Source organism: Streptomyces sp. NPDC060000, from assembly GCF_042737375.1.
Taxonomy (GTDB): domain Bacteria; phylum Actinomycetota; class Actinomycetes; order Streptomycetales; family Streptomycetaceae; genus Streptomyces.
Genome location: NZ_JBHWUU010000008.1, coordinates 31,690 through 47,682, shown reverse-complemented (window position 1 = coordinate 47,682; position 15,993 = coordinate 31,690). Strand labels below are relative to the sequence as shown.

The following is a 15,993-nucleotide window of genomic DNA, read 5'->3' as shown; positions in this document are numbered from 1 at the left end:
CGTGCAAGCGACCCAGGACCTCTACGAACTCGGTGGCGCCCCCGAGATCGGCACCGCCCCGAAGAAGATGTACGCCTCGCTCATCCGCCGTGAGCGCTACGGACAGCCCGTCGACGCCTTCCGTACCGAGGTGGTCGCCGTGCCGCCCGTGGGGCGCGGCCAGGTCCTGCTGAAGGTGATGGCGGCCGGCATCAACTACAACAACGTCTGGGCGGCGCTCGGTTCGCCGCTCGACGTGATCGCCGCACGGCAGAAGGCGGGCGCCACCGAGGACTTCCACATCGGCGGCTCCGACCTGTCCGGGATCGTGTGGGCGGTCGGCGAGGACGTACGCGGGGTGGAGCTCGGCGACGAGGTCGTCGTCCTCGCCAACCGCTGGGACGAGAAGGCCGAGGACATCCGTCTCGGCGGCGACCCCACGTGGTCCGCCGGCCAGCGGGTGTGGGGCTACGAGGAGAACTACGGCTCGTTCGCCCAGTTCGCCGTCGTCGACGACTACATGTGCCACCCCAGGCCCGCGCGGCTGTCCTGGGCGGAGGCCGCCTGCTACATGGCGACCGCCGCCACCGCCTACCGCCAGCTCTTCGGCTGGCCGCCGCACACGGTCCGCCCCGGCGACCCGGTACTGATCTGGGGTGGCGCGGGCGGACTGGGCTGCATCGCCATCCAGCTCGTCCGGCACGTCGGCGGCATCCCCGTCGCGGTCGTCTCCAGCGAGGAACGAGGCGAGTTCTGCCTCAAGCTGGGCGCCGAGGGCTTCATCGACCGGCGGAGGTTCGACCACTGGGGGAGGCTCCCGGACACCTCCGACGAAGCGGCGATGGCACGCTGGCTGTCGGGAGCCAGGGCCTTCGGACGGGCCTTCTGGGAGGTGCTGGGCGAGCGCCGCAGCCCGCGCATCGTGCTGGAACACTCCGGCGCCGACACCATCCCCACCTCCCTGTACCTGTGCGACAACGGCGGCATGGTCGTGCTGTGCGGCGGCACCACCGGCTACAACGGCGACGTCGACCTGCGGTTCCTGTGGATGCGGCAGAAGCGGCTGCAGGGCTCGCACGTCGCCACGGCACGGGAAGCACGTGAGGTCACCCGGCTGATCGACCAGGGGATCATCGATCCGTGCCTGTCCCAGACCTTCGACTTCGACGAGATCGGCCTCGCCCACCAGCTCATCCACGACAACCGGCACCCGGCGGGCAACATGGCGGCCCGGGTGGGCGACCTGGGGTGATTCGCCCGCGGCCTGAGGGGTACCTGCGGCGGGGTACGACGCACGCGCACCTCTTGGAGGTACCCCCATGGGCAAGCTGGGCGACATGATGAACAAGGCCAAGGAGATGGCCAAGGGCCACCCCGACCAGGCGGACAAGGGCGTCTCGGGCGCCGAACGCATGGCCGACGAGCGCACGGGCAACAAGTACGACGCCCAGACCGACAAGGCGGCCGACGCGGTGCGGCGTTCCTACCGGGACGGCGGCACGACGCCGGAGCGCTGACCCGTCGCCCCGCCCGTCCCCGGCGCACCCGCGGACGGGCGGCTTCCGTCAGCCGGGGATGGCATCCCGGCCGGTCACGTAGCTGAAGACGCCCGCCGCCCCGACGTGCACGACCCGCACCCGCACGGCACGCGCGGGATCCACGCGAAGGCAGACACGCAGTTCGTCCCCGCAGGACGAGGCCCGCAAGTCCCGCAGGCCCCCGTCCGCCACGACGAGGGCCTTCCAGGCAGATTCCTTGGCGGAGAACAATGCGGTCACCGACCAGACCGCGAGCAGCGGCTCCTCGTCCGTACGCAGCACCAGACGGGCCGCTGCGCGGGGGAGGGGCCGCAGCTCCAGGTCACAGCCGAGAGGCAATTCCCCGTCGGCACCGCGCGCCACGGCGACGGCGATCCCCGCACTGTGCGAGATCGACGCGACCCGGCCCGGCGGGAACACCGGCAGGCGCCCCGACCGGGGGATCTCACCGCAGTCCAGCCCCACCGCCCACAGGGCCCGGCGGGCGGCCCGCCGGCCGGCCAGGAACTCCCGCCGCCGCTGCTCCGGCATCGAGGCCGCGGCAGCCGCCTCGGCGGGCCCGGCCGGTTCCGCACCCGGTTCGGATACGGCCGCGACACCGAGCCCGAGCCCGGCGGCGAGAAGGAGCGGACGCAGCGCGGCCAGGTCATCGCGCACCCACGGCAACGGCTTGCCACGGTGCGGCCCCTCTTCAGCCCGGCCCGACCACAGGGGTCTCCCGCAGCCCTGAACCGCCGGCACAAGCTCCGCACCAACTCGGGCCGGCCACGGCGTCCGCGTCGTGGCCGGCCCGGTGCGCGTCGGGCGTTCGCTCATCGCCGTCCGCCCTCGCGCGCCCTCATACCCGCAACAGCTTCTTGATGATCTTGCCGGCGGGATTGCGCGGCACCTGCTCGATGAACTCCACCCGTCGCGGCCGCTTGTACGGCGCGAGCAGCCCCGTCACGTGTGCGAGCAACTCCGCGGTGCTCGGCTCCGCGCCCGCCTCCAGGGCAACGTAGGCCAGCGGCACCTCGCCGTAGTCCTCGTCGGGCATGCCGACGACCGCCGCGTCCCGGACCGCCGGGTGGGTCATCAGGGCGCGCTCGATCTCGGAGGGGTAGACGTTCTGACCCGCGCGGATGATCACGTCCTTGGTGCGGTCCACCAGGCTGATGCGGCCCTCGTCGTCCATGAAGCCGAGGTCACCTGTCCTGATCCAGCCGTCGCGGGTGATCTCGTGGGTGGCCTCCGGGTCGTTCCAGTAGCCCTGCATGACGCCCGGCCCGCGCACCACGATCTCGCCGATCTCGCCGGGCGGCAGTTCCCGGCCTGCCTCGTCGACGGCGCGGGCGGACATGCCCGGCACGACCCGTCCGCACGGGATGCGGGCAGTCACGTCCCCGGGCGCGGGGTGCTCGTCGGGACCGAGCGTGACGAACGGGCCCCCCACCTCGGTCATGCCGTACACCTGCCGGAAGCCGCACCCGAGCCGTTCGACCGCGTCGGCGTAGACGTCGAGCGGCATGGGGGCGGCCCCGTACAGCACCTCCCGCAGGGAGGACAGGTCGGTGTGCCCGGACGCCTTCGCCTGGAGCATGAAGCGCAGCATCTGAGGCACCAGCCACGTGTGCGTGGCGCGGTGCCGCTCCACCGCCGACAGCGCCCGCTGCGGAGTGAATCCGGGCATCAGCACGATCGTCGCTCCGGCCGCCAGGTAGGTGAGGGACACGACCATGCTGCCGTGGTACAGCGGGCAGCAGTTGACCATGACGATGTCGTCGGTGGGGCGGGCCATCACCAGCCAGCCGAGGGCGATCGCGCGGAAGGACGCGCTGTCCACCGTGACCCCCTTGGCCTGCCCGGTGGTCGCCGAGGTGTGCAGTACGGCGATGGGGTCGGTGTCGGCGACGTCCGGCAGCTCCCGCTCTTCGGCCAGGGTGCCCAGCGCCGCGAAGGCGGGCTTGTCGAAGGCGACCCGGAGACGCACCGACTTCGGCAGTTCGGCGTGGCGGTCGAGCAGTTCGGACTCGCCGAGGATGGCCACCGCGCCGACCCGCTCGACGATCCCGGCGACCTCGGGCTCGGCCAGGCTGTGATTGAGCGGCATGAACAGCGCACCGAGGCGGGCCAGCGCGAAGTAGCTCTCCAGGACCTCGATCCGGTCCTTGGAGAGCACGGCCACCCGGTCACCCCGCCCGATGCCCAACTCTGCTAGGCCGTAGGCCAGTTGCCGCGTACGGTTGTGCAGCTCGGCCCAGGTGACGCTGCGTTCGTCGTCCACCAGCGCGATCCGGCCGGGCCGGCACTGGCGGTTGCGCTCCAGCAGCTGCGTCAGCCACATCACGCACCGCCGCTCGCGCCGGCGCCCGCGCGCTGGGCCACGAAACGCTCGTAGTCACCGATCGTGCGCAGCTCCTCCATGTCCTCGGCGGTGATCTCGACCCCCAGCCGCTGCTCGACCAGCAGGACCAGACGCACCAGGTCCCCGGAGTCGATGCCGCTGGCGGCCAGGTCGGCGTCGTCGCCGATCCGGTCGGCGTACTCGACGGTGCCGGTGAGTTCGACCAGCAACTCCCTGATGGTGCTCATGGTTTCCCCTTTCGCCTCGGCGTGCCGGCCGCCGCGGTCTACGACTGTCACCTCCTCAAGAGGCCGCCGCGCCCGGCCGCACTCCCCGGACCGCCCCGTGAGCTTTGTCACGCAACCGAACCTCGCGGGCCGGGGATAGCCGGGCCGCGCGCCCGGCCTCTTACCGCAACGAAGCAACCCGCTCCGCCCGGCACCCCGCGCGGGCGGTCGTCGAACCGAAGGAGTGATGTGCGTGCCCAGGCAGCCGGTACGGGTCCGGTCCCCGCGACGGTGCCCGCAGCACGACACCGCCGCGACGGTCACCGCACGCCCGGGCGGTGACCGGGAGCACAGCACCGTGACGATGGCCGCCGCACGTCCGGCGGATGTCCGGGAGCACGGCACCGCCGCGACGGTCGCCGCACGTCCGGGCGGTGTCCGGTGACCGCGTCGACCACCGCCACCACCACGGCCTCCGCCACCGCGGACGAGGACGACCTGCTCGCCCACTTCGACGCGCTCATCGCCGACGGCGAGACGATCGAACCGCGCGACTGGATGCCCGACGGCTACCGCCGCATGCTGGTCCGTCAAATCGCCCAGCACGCCCACTCCGAGATCATCGGCATGCAGCCCGAGGGCGCCTGGCTCACCCGAGCCCCGTCCCTGCATCGCAAGTCGGTCCTGCTCGCCAAGGTGCAGGACGAGGCGGGCCACGGCCTGTACCTGTACTCCGCGGCCGAGACACTCGGCGTGGACCGCGCCGACCTGCTGGACGCCCTGCACCACGGTCGGCAGCGCGCCTCGGCCACCTTCAACCATCCCGCGCTGACCTGGGCGGACACCGGCGCCATCGCCTGGCTGACGGACGGCGCCGCCGTCATCAACCAGGCACCCCTGTGCCGTACGTCCTACGGGCCCTATGCCCGGGCGATGCGCCGCGTCTGCCAGGAGGAGGCCTTCCACGTGCGTCAGGGCTACGACCTGATGCGCGCCCTGTGCGAGGGGACCCCGGAGCAGAAGGAGATGGCGCAGGACGCGGTGAACCGCTGGTGGCTGCCGGCGGTGGCGCTGATGTTCGGACCGCCCGACACGGAGGCGGGCGGCGCCGACGCGCGGACCGCCGCGCTGGGGGCCGCGGTCTCCCGCCGCGCGATGGCCTGGGGCATCAAGCGCCACACCAACGACGAGCTGCGCCAGCGTTTCGTCGACACCTGCGTCCCGCAGGCCGAGCGCCTCGGCCTGACGCTGCCCGACCCGGCGATCCGCTGGAACGAGGAGCGCGGGCACTACGACTTCACGCCCGTCGACTGGTACACCTACCGCACGGCCCTGGGCGACGACACCCACTGGGCGCGGCAGCGCATCGCGAGCCGCCTGGCCGCGCACGAGGACGGCGCCTGGGTCAGGGAGGCCGCCGTCGCGTACGCCGCGAGGACGGACGAGCCGCGGGGAGCGGCCGCATGAGCGCGGCACGACAGGGCGCGCCGGCGTCCTGGGAGGTGTTCCTACGCGCCCGCAGGGGCCTGGCGCACCAGCACGTGGGGTCGGTGCGTGCCGCCGGCCCGGACGCGGCACTGGCCGCCGCCCGCGACCTGTACACGCGCCGGGGCGAGCCCCTGTCGCTGTGGGTGGTCCGCTCCGACGCCGTGCACACGGCCTCGCCGGACGAACGCGACCCGTACTTCGCGGGCGCCCGCCACAAGCCGTACCGCTACCCCGAGCACTACGCGCCGCTGACCGAGAAAGGCCCCGAAGGTGAGCACGACGAGTGACGTTGTGGCAGTGCGCCCCGGCACCCTGCCGGCCGTGCCGCCGTCCGCTGCCGACCCCGATCTGGCCCGGTACGTGACGCGCCTCGGCGACGACGCGCTCATCCTCGGGCAGCGGCTGTGCCAGTGGATCACCCGTGCGCCGACCATCGACGAGGACCTGGCCCTGTCCAACATCGCCCTCGACCTGATCGGCCACGCCCGCGCGCTGCTCACCCGCGCCGGCCGCCTCGACGGAACCGGCCGCACCGAGGACGACTTCGCCTACACCCGCTCGGAGCGCGAGTTCACCAACGCCCTGCTGACCGAGCTGCCCAACGGCGACTTCGCCGTGACCGTGGCCCGGCAACTCGCCTACACCCACTACGCCGTCCTCCACTACGGGAGCCTCGCGCACTGCACCGACCCCGAGCTCGCCGCGTTCGGGGCCCGGGCCGCCAAGGAGGTCGCCTTCCACCGGCTGCACGCCGACCGCTGGACGGTGACGCTGGGACGTGGCACCGCCGAGAGCGCGCGCCGCATGCGACACGCCCTGGAGCGGGTGTGGCCCTACACCGGCGAACTCTTCGAGGAGGACGACCTCCTGCGCCGCCTGGCCGCGTCCGGCACCGTGCCCTCCCCGGCACCCCTGCGTGACACGTGGCTCGGGCGGGTCACCGGCGTCGTCACCGAGGCGGGCCTCGCCGTGCCCGCTCCCACCTGGTCGGCCACCGGCGGCCGCGCGGGCCTGCACACCGAGGAGTTCGGGCCGCTGATCGCCGAACTGCAGTCCGTGCGGCGGCAGTTCCCCGGAGGTACGTGGTGAACGCACCCACCCCCGCACCGGTCACAGCCCGCCGCTCCGCCCAGGAGGTGCGCGAGCGGGTGGCCGCGCTCCCGGACCCGGAACTGCCGGTGATCGGCCTCGGCGACCTCGGCGTGGTGGGCCGTGTCGCCCCCGGCGCCGACGGCGTGCTGGAGGTGGAGATCACACCCACCTACCTCGGCTGCCCCGCGCTGCCCGAGATCACCGCCGCCGTGCGGGAGGTCCTGACCTCCTGCGGCCACCCGGACGGCCGCGTCCGGCACGTCCTGACGCCCCCCTGGACGACGGACCGCATCACCCCCGAGGGGCGGCGCGCCCTCGCCGCGCACGGCATCGCGCCACCCGTGACCCCGGCACCCGACAGTCCGGTCCCCGTCGCGCTGGGCGCCGTGCCCTGCCCGCACTGCGGCTCAAGGGCCACCCGGCCGCACAGCGACTTCGGCCCGGCCCGCTGTCAGTCGGTGCTGTGGTGCACCGCGTGCCGCGAGCCCTTCCCCCACCTGACCGCGCTGTGAGGCACACCGTGAACACCGCCCCGCCCGCCCTCCTCGACGAGGCACCGGCCGGCCTGCCCCGCCGCTTCGGCTGGCATCCGCTGGACGTTCGCGAGGTCCGTCACCTGAGCGCCGACACGGTCGCCGTCACCCTGCACGTGCCCACCAACCTGCGCGATGTCTTCGACCACCACCCCGGCCGGCACGTCGTCGTCCGGCACCGGCAGGCATCCGGCACCGAACTGCGCCGCAGTTACTCGATCTGCCCACCACCGCACGCCCCCTCGGCGCTCCGCCTGGTGATCAAACGTTCCGGCCCGGGCGGCTTCGGCGAGTACGCCACCACCCGGCTCGTACCGGGCGCGCGTCTGGAACTCTCCGCGCCCACCGGCGCCTTCGCCCTGCCGCGGCTGCCGGGCGCCCATCATGTGCTCCTCGCGGGCGGCACCGGCATCACCCCCCTGGCCCCGATGGCCGCCCACGCGCTGCGCCGGGACCCGACCTGCCGCGTCAGTCTGGTCCACTCGGTGCGCACCTCCGCCGACGCCGTGCTGGCCGATGAACTGGCGGAGGTCAAGGACGAGTTCGTCGACCGATTCACCGTCCTGTACGTGCTGACGCGGGAGGACCGGGGGAGCGGGGGCGGTCCGCTCGCACGGCGGCTGGACGCGTCCGGAGTGCGCCGGCTGCTGGCCGCCGTGGACGCCCGGCCGGGCCCGGACACCACGTTCGCCCTGTGCGGACCGCCCGGCCTCGTCGCCACCGCCCGGCACGCGCTGGCAGGCCTCGGCGCGGATCCCTCGCTCGTCCGCTGGGAGCTGTTCACCGCCGAGGGCAGGCAGCCGCCGGAGCCGGAGCCGGCCGGGCAGGCGCCGAGGGCGGGGGAGTACCGGGTCACCGCCCTGCTCGACGGGCGCCGCCGTGCCGCCACCGTCCTGCCGGACGACCCGGTCCTGCTCGACGCACTGCTGCGCAGCCACCCCGACGTGCCCCACGCCTGCCGGGAGGGCGTCTGCGGCAGCTGCCGCGCGAAGGTCGTATCCGGACAGGTGACGGCGGACGGCCAGCACGCCCTGGACGAACGCGACCGCGCCGCCGGCTACACGCTCGTCTGCCGCGCCAGGCCCCGCACTCCCGAGATCACCCTCGACTTCGACGCCTGATCGGCAATCCCGAGCACGTTCGACTTCGACGCCTGATCCGTCAGCGCCACGCCACCCCTCAGCGAAGGAGACCCACGATGACCGCCACCGCCCGCCACACGGGGAAGACCGCCCTGGTCACCGGAGGCAGCCGGGGCATCGGCAGAGCCATCAGTCACCGCCTCGCCCGCGAAGGCGCCCTCGTCGCGGTCCACTACGGCCACGACCTGGCGGCAGCCGAGCGGACCGTCAAGGAGATCCAGGCCGACGGCGGCCGCGCCTTCCCCGTCCACGCCGAACTCGGCGTCCCCGGCGACGCCGACACCCTGTGGTCCGCCTTCGACGACGCCCTGGCGCAGCAGGACGCCCCGGCGGACCTGGACATCCTCGTCAACAACGCGGGCATCACCGTCCCCCGCCCCATCGCCCAGGTGACGGAGGCCGACTACGACCGCGTCTTCGCCATCAACGTCAAGGCGCCGTTCTTCATCATCCAGCGCGGATTGGACCGCCTGCGGGACGGCGGCAGGATCGTCAACATCTCCTCCGTCGCGACCCGCGTCGCCTTCCCGGCGATCGTCTCCTACACCATGACCAAGGCCGCCCTCGACTACCTCACCCTCTCCCTGGCCCAGGAGCTCGGCCCGCGGGGCATCACCGTCAACGCCGTCGCACCCGGTTACACCGAGACGGAGATCAACCCCACCCTCGCCGTCCCGGAGATCCGCCGCCGCTACTCCGAGGCCTCCGCGTTCGGCCGGCTCGGCGACCCGGTGGACATCGCGGACGTCGTCTCCTTCGTCGCGAGCGACGATGCCCGCTGGGTGACCGGTCAGTGGATTGACGCCTCCGGCGGCGCCCACCTCGGTGTGTGACCCCTACGCACTCCTGGGAGATGTGATGAAGGACCGCACGACCACCCGCGACTCACCGGCCACCGACTCCACCCTGACCTGCCCCTTCGAGGGCGCCAGCCCCTACGACACGTATGTGCACGCCTCGGTCCTCAACACGCTGCAGCACCCGCTCACCGAGGCCCCGGACGAGATGGGCTTCCTCGTCACCACCCAGGTGATGGAGCTGTGGTTCACCCTGATCGTGCACGAGTGGCGCACCGCCAAGGTCGCCTTCGCCAAGGACGACCTGCCCGCCGCCATGGACGCGCTGGTGCGCAGCCGCCGCGCGCTGACCGCTCTGAGCGGCGCCTGGGAGCCCATCGCCGCCCTGACGCCTGCCCAGTTCAACGGCTTCAGGGCCGCGTTCGGCCGGGCCTCGGGCTTCCAGTCGGCGATGTACCGGCACATGGAGTTCCTCCTCGGCGACAAGTCCGCCGGGCTGCTGCGCGCCCACCGCGGCGACCCGGCCGTCCACGAGGCGCTCGCCGAGACCTACCGCGAACCGTCCCTGTACGACGACGTGCTGGCCTACCTCCACCGCCAGGGCCTGCCGGTCCCGGCCCACGTCCGCGAACGCGACGTGACTCGCCCCTACGACGGAGACCCCGGCGTGGTGGAGGCGTGGAGGCACGTCTACGCCGGTCCGCAGCACCACCCCCACCTCGCCCTGGGCGAACTGCTCACCGACATCGCCGAACTCGTCACCCGCTGGCGGTTCGACCACGTCCTGGTGGTCCGCCGCGCCATGGGAGCCAAACCGGGCAGCGCCGGATCCGCCGGGCTCGCCTGGCTCGAACAGCGCGCGGCCCGGCCGGTCTTCCCCGAACTGTGGGAGGTGCGCGGTGACGTCTAGGCCGATCTCCGCCTTCGCGGCCGAGGAGGAGCGACGGGTCCTGAGCCTGAAGCCGGTCCTGGCCCCGGTGCACGGCCGCTACGGCGACCACCCCCACCAGTCCTACGACGCCTGGCCGTCCGAGGACCCGAACGCCCCGCTGGTGATCCTCCTGCACGGCGGCTACTGGCGCTACGACCGGATGCACCTGACCCCCTTCGCGGACTGGCTGTCCACGCAGGGGTTCAATGTGCTGCTCCCGGGCTTCAGACGGTCCGGCGGTGCGGGCGGCTACCCCGAGACCTTCGACGACATCGCCCGCATCGTCGACACGCTACCCGAAGGCCGCCCCTACGTCCTGGCAGGCCACTGCTCCGGCGGCCACCTGGCCCTGTGGTGCGCCGCCCGCGGCCTGCTGCCGCCCGCCTCCCGCTGGCACACCCGCACCCTGCCGACGAGCGTGCTCGCCCTCGCCCCGATCACCGACCTCACCGCCACCCGCCGCGACCGCCTCAGCGATGACGCCGCCCTGCAACTCCTCGGCGGCGAGGAGCGCTTCACGGCCCGCTTGCCCGAGGCCGACCCCCTCACCCTGCTGCGCGGGACAGGGACCACGGGCGTGCCCACCGTGCTCCTGCACGGCGCCGTGGACGAGGAGGTCCCCCTCACGCAGTTCAGCGATTACGCGGCCGTGCACCAGGACCTCAGGACGGTCGTCCTGCCCGGCACCGGCCACTACACCCTCATCGAACCCGGGGCACCCGGCGCCCGCGCGGTCGCCGACACCCTCCGGGACATGGCGGCCGCCCACTTCCCGGCGGACGCCGGCCGCGCGGACGAGGAGGCCGCACACCGATGACCACCGCACTCTCCGCAACCGCCACCCTGCACGAGCGGGCCGCACGGCTGGACGCCGACGACACCCTGGCCGACCTCCGGTCCCGCTTCCTGCTCCCGCAGGACGTCGTGTACCTCGACGGCAACTCCCTGGGCCCGCTGCCCGCCGCCGTGCCGGCGGCCCTGGACGACGTCGTACGGCGCCAGTGGGCGACCGGACTCATCGGCTCCTGGAACGCGACCGGCTGGTGGGAGGCGCCGCTGCGCGTCGGCAACGCCGTCGGAAGGCTCATCGGGGCGGCGCCGGGGCAGACGATCGCAGGCGACTCCACCAGCGTGCAGCTGTTCACCGCCCTCGACGCCGCCGCCGCCCTCCGCCCGGACCGCCCGCTGCTGGTCACCGACCCCGGGCACTTCCCGACCGACCGCTACCTCGCCGACGCGGTCGCCCGCCGCCGCGACCGGGAGGTCCGGCACGTGCGCCCGGGGGACCTTCCGGACTTCCTCGCCGCCGAGGGCGAACGGGTCGCCGTCGTCAGCTACTCGCCCGTCGACTACCGCACCGGCGAGCTGTACGACATGCGGACGCTGACCCGGGCCGCGCACGACGCCGGGGCCCTGGCGCTGTGGGATCTGTGCCACGCCGCCGGCGCCCTACCCCTGGACGTCGACGGCCTGGGCGTGGACCTGGCGGTCGGCTGCGGCTACAAGTTCCTCTCCGGCGGCCCCGGCGCTCCCGCCTTCCTCTACGTCGCCCGACGCCACCACACCACGCTGGAAACCCCGTTGCCGGGCTGGACCGGCCACGCCGATCCCTTCGCCCTGGCCGACTCCTACACGCCTGCCCCCGGCATCGCCCGCGCCCGCATCGGCACCCCGCCGATCCTCTCCCTGCTCGCCCTGGAAGCGGCCCTCACCGCCTTCGACGGCGTCGACCTGGCCCGGCTCCATACCAAGAGCCTGTCGCTGACGGGCTTCTTCCTGCGCTGCGCGGACGAACTCCTGACCCCTCTGGGCTTCACCCCCGTCACCCCGGCCGAACCCGGCCGCCGAGGCAGCCAGGTCACCCTCCGCCACGCCCACGCCCGCGGTCTGGCCGTCGCCCTCGCGGAGGTCGGGGTCATCGCGGACATGCGCGCGCCCGACCTGCTCCGCTTCGGCGTCAACGCCCTCTACACCAGCCACCGGGACATGCTCACCGCCGCAACGCGCCTGCGCGACCTCACCGAAAAGGCCGCCTACGATCCGGCACCGCCCACCACGGGCCCGGTGACCTGAACGGGGCGGACCGGACGTGTGGCCAACACCCTCAGCGTCGGCCGCGCAGGAGCGATCCCAGTGCCAGACCGGCGCCCGGACCGACCAGGGCGCCGACCGACGTCCGCCAGGCGGGCGCTGCTCCCGCCACGGGGACGTCAGGTGGACGAGGTGCGACGGCCGACGGCGTCGGTGGTCCGGCCGCGACGGCGCGAACGTGCTCCTCACCCACGATGGCCAGGAACCGACGACCGACACGGCTCCCGGACGAGCCGGCGGTCCACGAGACCCGGGCCCTGCTCCAGTAGAGCCGCCCAGCCTCCCCGGTGAACATCCCGGCCAGCATGTCCCGCAGGAGCGGCTCGCGAATGGTTCCGATCTCGAAGCCCATCCACGCGTAGTCCATCATGAGATCGGCGTAGACATGCCGCTTGCGCTCATGAGGATCGGCGATGTCCGTGGTCCCCCAGACAGGCTGGTAGAGCGCCATGTCATCAAGTTCCGGGCGGACCAGTTCAAGGTAGTAGCCGCGGATTGAAGCTTCCCCTTGATGTTGGACACCTGGAGACTGGGACATGAGGTTCCAGAGGAAGACCGTCACCGAAGTGGCCCGGGAGATCGGGGTCAGCGCCGAGGGCCTGCGGAACTGGGTCAAGCAGGACACGATCGACCGCGGGCAGGGGGTGCCGGGCGAGCTCACAAGCGCGGAGCGGGAGGAACTGCGTCGGCTGCGGCGGCAGAACCGTGAGCAGGCCGAGACGATCGAGGTGCTGCGAAAAGCGGCGGTCTTCTTCGCGAAGGAGAGCGATCGATGAACGACGTGTATGCGTTCATCGAGGCGGAGAAGACCACCCACCATGTTGCTCTGTTGTGCCGGCTGCTGAAGGTGGCCCGCTCCTCCTTCTACGTCTGGATGGCCGGCGAGCAGGCCCGCGCCGCCCGCCGGGCCGCCGACGACGCCCTGGCCCACGAAATCACCGTCTTGCACATCGCCTCCCGGTGCACCTACGGGGTGCCGCGCATCCATGCCGAACTGCGCAGGCTGGACCGGCGGGTCAACCGCAAGCGAGTGGAGCGGATCACGCGTGAGCGCGACATCACCGGGGTCACCCCGGCGCAAGCGCCGGTCGCTGACCCGTCCGGCGAAGAAGGCGGTGCCTGCTCACGACCTGATCGGCCGCGACTTCACGGCCGCCGCCCCGGGGCAGAAACTGGTCGGTGACATCACCTACATCCCCACCGGCGAGGGCTGGCTGTATCTGGCGACCTGGCCGGACCTGGCGACCCGCGAGATCGTCGGCTACTCGATGGCCGACCACCACCGCGCATCCCTGGTGGTCGACGCACTGACGATGACCGCCGGCCGCAGCGACCTCCGTTCCTCCGGTCGCATCGAGCAGGCTTGTTGGGACGACGTGGGCGGCCCAGTCATCACTGCGAACCGTCGAGTGGACCACTCCACCGTCGCGCGGTTCGCCACCATACGCCCGAGGATCGCTCTTGACCCTCATCGGGCAGGAGCCGGGCGACAGCCTCGCCAGGTGAGGGCGGAGGTGTCGGAACCCGCGCCGAACGCGAGCCGGGGTGAGAGCGACGCCGGGCGGGTGGATTTCTCCCAGGGCTTGCGCTGGCCGGTGGCGAGTGGGGCGGCGAGGCGGAGCTGGGTGTGCGCGATGATCACCAGCCAGGTCCAGCGGTCCGCCGCCTCTGGTTCACGCATGCTCCCGTGCTCGTTCGGGTCAGGCCCAGGCGCGGGGCGCACGATGCTTTCCAAGTCTTGATCGATGGGGCATGGCGGGGCAGGCGCTCGGGGGTGGCCACGGATATCGCCGACTGTTATGAGGAGATTCCGCATGAGAAGTCTGCGACCGGCCGGCCTTCAAACCTCCGCGCGCAATGCTACGGGCAGGGGTGACGGAGGACGGGCAGGTCCGGCGATGGCCGAACTCGGCCCGTCAGCAAGCTGACGGCTCCTCATAAAGGATCGAAGTCAGTAGTCTGACGATCGGTCGGTCGAAGCAGCATGTCTGAGACGGGCCAAGGCTCCGCCGACTTGCTTGTCCTGACGACGGAAACGGGAGGCATCGTGGTTGCGTCTGGTCAGACAGCTTCGAAGGCTGGGGGGTCCGGCGCCACTCCGGTGAGACCGACTGCAGGGGACGCGACCCCCGTTGACAGCAGGAAATCAAGCCACGACTCTCATCTTGGCCTGGAGGTTTCGGCTGAGAGGACCAGGCTTCAGATCCCGCAAGATCTCTCCCTGGAGGCATGGTGCCGCCTCGGCGAAAGGATCCTCACGGTGTGCGATTCGTCGGCCTGGTGGATCGGTGATTGGTTGGTGTTCGGGCAGAACCAGTATGGTGACCGATACCGCCGGGCGATGGAGAAGACTAAGCTTGACTACCAGACGCTGCGAAATTACGCCTGGGTGGCGAGAAAATTCGAGCCGTCCCGCCGGCGAGACAGACTCACGTTCCAACATCACATGGAAGTGGCATCTCTCTCGCAAGCCGAACAGGATCACTGGCTCGACTTCGCAGTTCGACTGAACTGGTCGAGGAACCAGCTGCGCAAACAGATCCGAGCCAGCATATCGGGCGAAGAAGATGATCTGCGGCGCCATGTTCAGCTCAGCCTTCAATTAGACGAGTTACGTCTCGAACGGTGGAGGGAGGCGGCGCGGTGGAGCAATCTGACTCTGACGGACTGGATCTTATTCGTCGTCGACGAGGCCATTTGACCGGATGCGCTCATGCGATATCGGTGCCTGACGGCTCTGCTGCGTGGCGGCCCCGAAGGGATTGCGGGAGATCAATGCGCACGGCCGTGATAATTGGGGCCGGAATGATCGGTACGTCCATCGGTCTGGCGCTGCGGAAGCAAGGCGTCGACACCTGCCTCATGGACGCCGGTCCCGTCGCACTGTGCATTGCCGAAGCAGTCGGTTCCGGGACGGCCGAGGGACCGTCGGGAGCGGTGGACCTGGCGGTGGTCGCCGTGTCACCGGCCCAAGTGACACCGGTGGTCGCGTCTCACCGGTCAAGGGGAACCGCTCGCTTCTCCGTCGGCGTGGCGGGAGTGAAGGTCTCGCGCTGGCGTGAACTGGAAGTACTGGGTTGTGACCTTGCCACTGTGGTGGGTGGTCATCCTTTGGTGGGACGGCCGGGAGCCGGTCCCCTGACGGCGCAGGATGACCTGTTCGGCGGACGGCCGCGGGCGCTCGTGCCCGCAGTAGAAACAGATGCTGCCGCACTGAACTGCGCTCCTGAACTGGTCGCCGCGTGTGCGGGGCGATACCGGTCGTCCTGGATGCCCAGGCGCGCGACAGGGTGATCGCCCTCGGCACGCTTGTCCCCCGACCGGCCGGCCGAGCCGGCCCGCCCCTTCAGCGACGTGGCCGGCGCCGGGGTGGTGATGCACGGCAGCAACATCTCGCAGCGGCTGGACAGCCTCGACCTTAGGGTCACCATTCCGGTCACTCCGCGCAACGCCGAGGACCTCCTGCACGAACTCGTAGGAAGTGGCCGGCGGACGCCTGACATCGGGGAGGGCGGTCAACTCGAACGAACTCCTCGAATCCGGCCTTCCGTTCACCATGCGGCACGCCCCTCTCGGTGAGCACTCGCACAACACCGGCGCTCACGGTCCGGCACGGATGCCCAGGACGAAACCGCCGCCGGCTATCCGACGAGGGCGTCGCCGGGCGCACCGGCGCGCGAAGAACTCGACATGCACGGCGCCGATGACCTCCAGGGCGCCGATGGCGGTGGCTTAGAATCGAAGGGGGGCAGTCGGCGATGGGCTCACCGTCAACCACTCACAGGCCGCGCCGGGTAGAGCCGATGATTCCGCACACCGTGCGAATGTGCATACGTCAGGCATGGCCGTGAT

20 protein-coding genes and 2 pseudogenes are annotated in these 15,993 nt (G+C 71.8%); 17 read left to right on the top strand and 5 right to left on the bottom strand.

The features are described 5' to 3' along the window. Position 1: 1 nt before the first annotated feature. Positions 2-1,231 (top strand): crotonyl-CoA carboxylase/reductase, encoded by a 1,230-nt coding sequence (gene ccrA, locus ACFWBB_RS06885; protein ID WP_385267880.1) that lies wholly within the window; start codon positions 2-4, stop codon positions 1,229-1,231. Positions 1,232-1,298: 67 nt separating this feature from the next. Beyond that, complete coding sequence (locus tag ACFWBB_RS06880; protein WP_385267878.1) at positions 1,299-1,496, top strand: antitoxin; 198 nt, start codon at positions 1,299-1,301, stop codon at positions 1,494-1,496. Between the two features lie 48 nt (positions 1,497-1,544). Here ACFWBB_RS06880 and ACFWBB_RS06875 read toward each other — a convergent pair whose 3' ends face one another. The 3 genes from ACFWBB_RS06875 to ACFWBB_RS06865 all read right to left on the bottom strand — a co-directional run bounded on the left by ACFWBB_RS06875 (position 1,545) and on the right by ACFWBB_RS06865 (position 4,088). Then, positions 1,545-2,174, bottom strand: a complete 630-nt coding sequence (locus ACFWBB_RS06875) for an enterobactin synthetase (protein ID WP_385267876.1) — start codon at positions 2,172-2,174, stop codon at positions 1,545-1,547. A gap of 181 nt (positions 2,175-2,355) precedes the next feature. Continuing rightward, the gene (locus tag ACFWBB_RS06870) at positions 2,356-3,840 is read right to left on the bottom strand and encodes a class I adenylate-forming enzyme family protein (protein WP_385267874.1); all 1,485 of its coding nucleotides are present in this window, start codon (positions 3,838-3,840) and stop codon (positions 2,356-2,358) included. Further along, positions 3,840-4,088 (bottom strand): acyl carrier protein, encoded by a 249-nt coding sequence (locus tag ACFWBB_RS06865; RefSeq protein ID WP_062193727.1) that lies wholly within the window; start codon positions 4,086-4,088, stop codon positions 3,840-3,842. The genes ACFWBB_RS06870 and ACFWBB_RS06865 overlap by 1 nt, the downstream gene beginning before the upstream one ends. A 232-nt stretch (positions 4,089-4,320) precedes the next feature. Between ACFWBB_RS06865 and ACFWBB_RS06860 the strand changes: the two genes are divergently transcribed. From ACFWBB_RS06860 to ACFWBB_RS06815, 10 genes are all read left to right on the top strand, one after another. Then, positions 4,321-4,512, top strand: coding sequence for a hypothetical protein (locus tag ACFWBB_RS06860; RefSeq protein ID WP_385267871.1), 192 nt, complete (start codon positions 4,321-4,323; stop codon positions 4,510-4,512). Continuing rightward, entirely contained in the window at positions 4,509-5,534 is a 1,026-nt protein-coding gene (gene paaA, locus ACFWBB_RS06855; protein WP_385267869.1) for a 1,2-phenylacetyl-CoA epoxidase subunit PaaA, read from the top strand. Before ACFWBB_RS06860 ends, paaA begins: the two co-directional genes overlap by 4 nt. Continuing rightward, a complete protein-coding gene (gene paaB / locus ACFWBB_RS06850; RefSeq protein WP_125188764.1) occupies positions 5,531-5,842 on the top strand; it encodes a 1,2-phenylacetyl-CoA epoxidase subunit PaaB in 312 nt (103 codons plus the stop codon). Before paaA ends, paaB begins: the two co-directional genes overlap by 4 nt. A 10-nt stretch (positions 5,843-5,852) precedes the next feature. Next, positions 5,853-6,644 carry a 1,2-phenylacetyl-CoA epoxidase subunit PaaC gene (gene paaC / locus ACFWBB_RS06845; protein ID WP_385268027.1) on the top strand — a complete coding sequence of 264 codons (792 nt, stop codon included), beginning with the start codon at positions 5,853-5,855 and terminating at the stop codon, positions 6,642-6,644. Beyond that, complete coding sequence (gene paaD / locus ACFWBB_RS06840; RefSeq protein WP_385267866.1) at positions 6,638-7,159, top strand: 1,2-phenylacetyl-CoA epoxidase subunit PaaD; 522 nt, start codon at positions 6,638-6,640, stop codon at positions 7,157-7,159. The genes paaC and paaD overlap by 7 nt, the downstream gene beginning before the upstream one ends. A gap of 8 nt (positions 7,160-7,167) precedes the next feature. Then, complete coding sequence (locus tag ACFWBB_RS06835) at positions 7,168-8,301, top strand: 2Fe-2S iron-sulfur cluster-binding protein (protein WP_385267864.1); 1,134 nt, start codon at positions 7,168-7,170, stop codon at positions 8,299-8,301. Between the two features lie 77 nt (positions 8,302-8,378). Continuing rightward, on the top strand, positions 8,379-9,155 hold the full coding sequence (locus ACFWBB_RS06830; RefSeq protein WP_385267862.1) for an SDR family oxidoreductase: 777 nt from the start codon (positions 8,379-8,381) through the stop codon (positions 9,153-9,155). A 25-nt stretch (positions 9,156-9,180) separates the two neighbouring features. Continuing rightward, positions 9,181-10,029, top strand: a complete 849-nt coding sequence (locus tag ACFWBB_RS06825) for a tryptophan 2,3-dioxygenase (RefSeq protein WP_385267860.1) — start codon at positions 9,181-9,183, stop codon at positions 10,027-10,029. Next, entirely contained in the window at positions 10,019-10,867 is an 849-nt protein-coding gene (locus tag ACFWBB_RS06820; protein ID WP_385267858.1) for an alpha/beta hydrolase family protein, read from the top strand. Before ACFWBB_RS06825 ends, ACFWBB_RS06820 begins: the two co-directional genes overlap by 11 nt. Next, a complete protein-coding gene (locus ACFWBB_RS06815) occupies positions 10,864-12,123 on the top strand; it encodes a kynureninase (RefSeq protein ID WP_385267856.1) in 1,260 nt (419 codons plus the stop codon). Before ACFWBB_RS06820 ends, ACFWBB_RS06815 begins: the two co-directional genes overlap by 4 nt. Positions 12,124-12,154: 31 nt before the next feature. Here the strand turns inward: ACFWBB_RS06815 and ACFWBB_RS06810 are convergent, their stop codons facing one another. After that, complete coding sequence (locus ACFWBB_RS06810; RefSeq protein ID WP_385267854.1) at positions 12,155-12,679, bottom strand: DUF6082 family protein; 525 nt, start codon at positions 12,677-12,679, stop codon at positions 12,155-12,157. Between ACFWBB_RS06810 and ACFWBB_RS06805 the strand changes: the two genes are divergently transcribed. From ACFWBB_RS06805 to ACFWBB_RS06795, 3 genes and pseudogenes are all read left to right on the top strand, one after another. Next, positions 12,678-12,917, top strand: coding sequence for a transposase (locus ACFWBB_RS06805; RefSeq protein WP_385267852.1), 240 nt, complete (start codon positions 12,678-12,680; stop codon positions 12,915-12,917). The two genes, ACFWBB_RS06810 and ACFWBB_RS06805, sit on opposite strands and share 2 nt — an antisense overlap. Continuing rightward, a complete protein-coding gene (locus ACFWBB_RS06800) occupies positions 12,914-13,324 on the top strand; it encodes an IS3 family transposase (RefSeq protein WP_385267850.1) in 411 nt (136 codons plus the stop codon). The genes ACFWBB_RS06805 and ACFWBB_RS06800 overlap by 4 nt, the downstream gene beginning before the upstream one ends. After that, positions 13,257-13,400: pseudogene (locus tag ACFWBB_RS06795) on the top strand (IS3 family transposase); the annotation flags it as partial. The gene ACFWBB_RS06800 and the pseudogene ACFWBB_RS06795, both read left to right, overlap by 68 nt. A gap of 171 nt (positions 13,401-13,571) precedes the next feature. Here the strand turns inward: ACFWBB_RS06795 and ACFWBB_RS06790 are convergent. Beyond that, positions 13,572-13,822 (bottom strand): annotated as a pseudogene (locus tag ACFWBB_RS06790) (transposase); the annotation flags it as partial. Between the two features lie 366 nt (positions 13,823-14,188). On the opposite strand from ACFWBB_RS06790, the gene couE reads away from it, so the two are divergent. Further along, positions 14,189-14,842: a coumermycin A1 biosynthesis transcriptional regulator CouE gene (gene couE, locus ACFWBB_RS06785; protein WP_385268024.1), complete on the top strand. Its 654-nt coding sequence runs from the start codon at positions 14,189-14,191 to the stop codon at positions 14,840-14,842. Between the two features lie 74 nt (positions 14,843-14,916). Further along, a complete protein-coding gene (locus ACFWBB_RS06780) occupies positions 14,917-15,435 on the top strand; it encodes a prephenate dehydrogenase/arogenate dehydrogenase family protein (RefSeq protein ID WP_385267848.1) in 519 nt (172 codons plus the stop codon). Positions 15,436-15,993 lie beyond the last annotated feature (558 nt).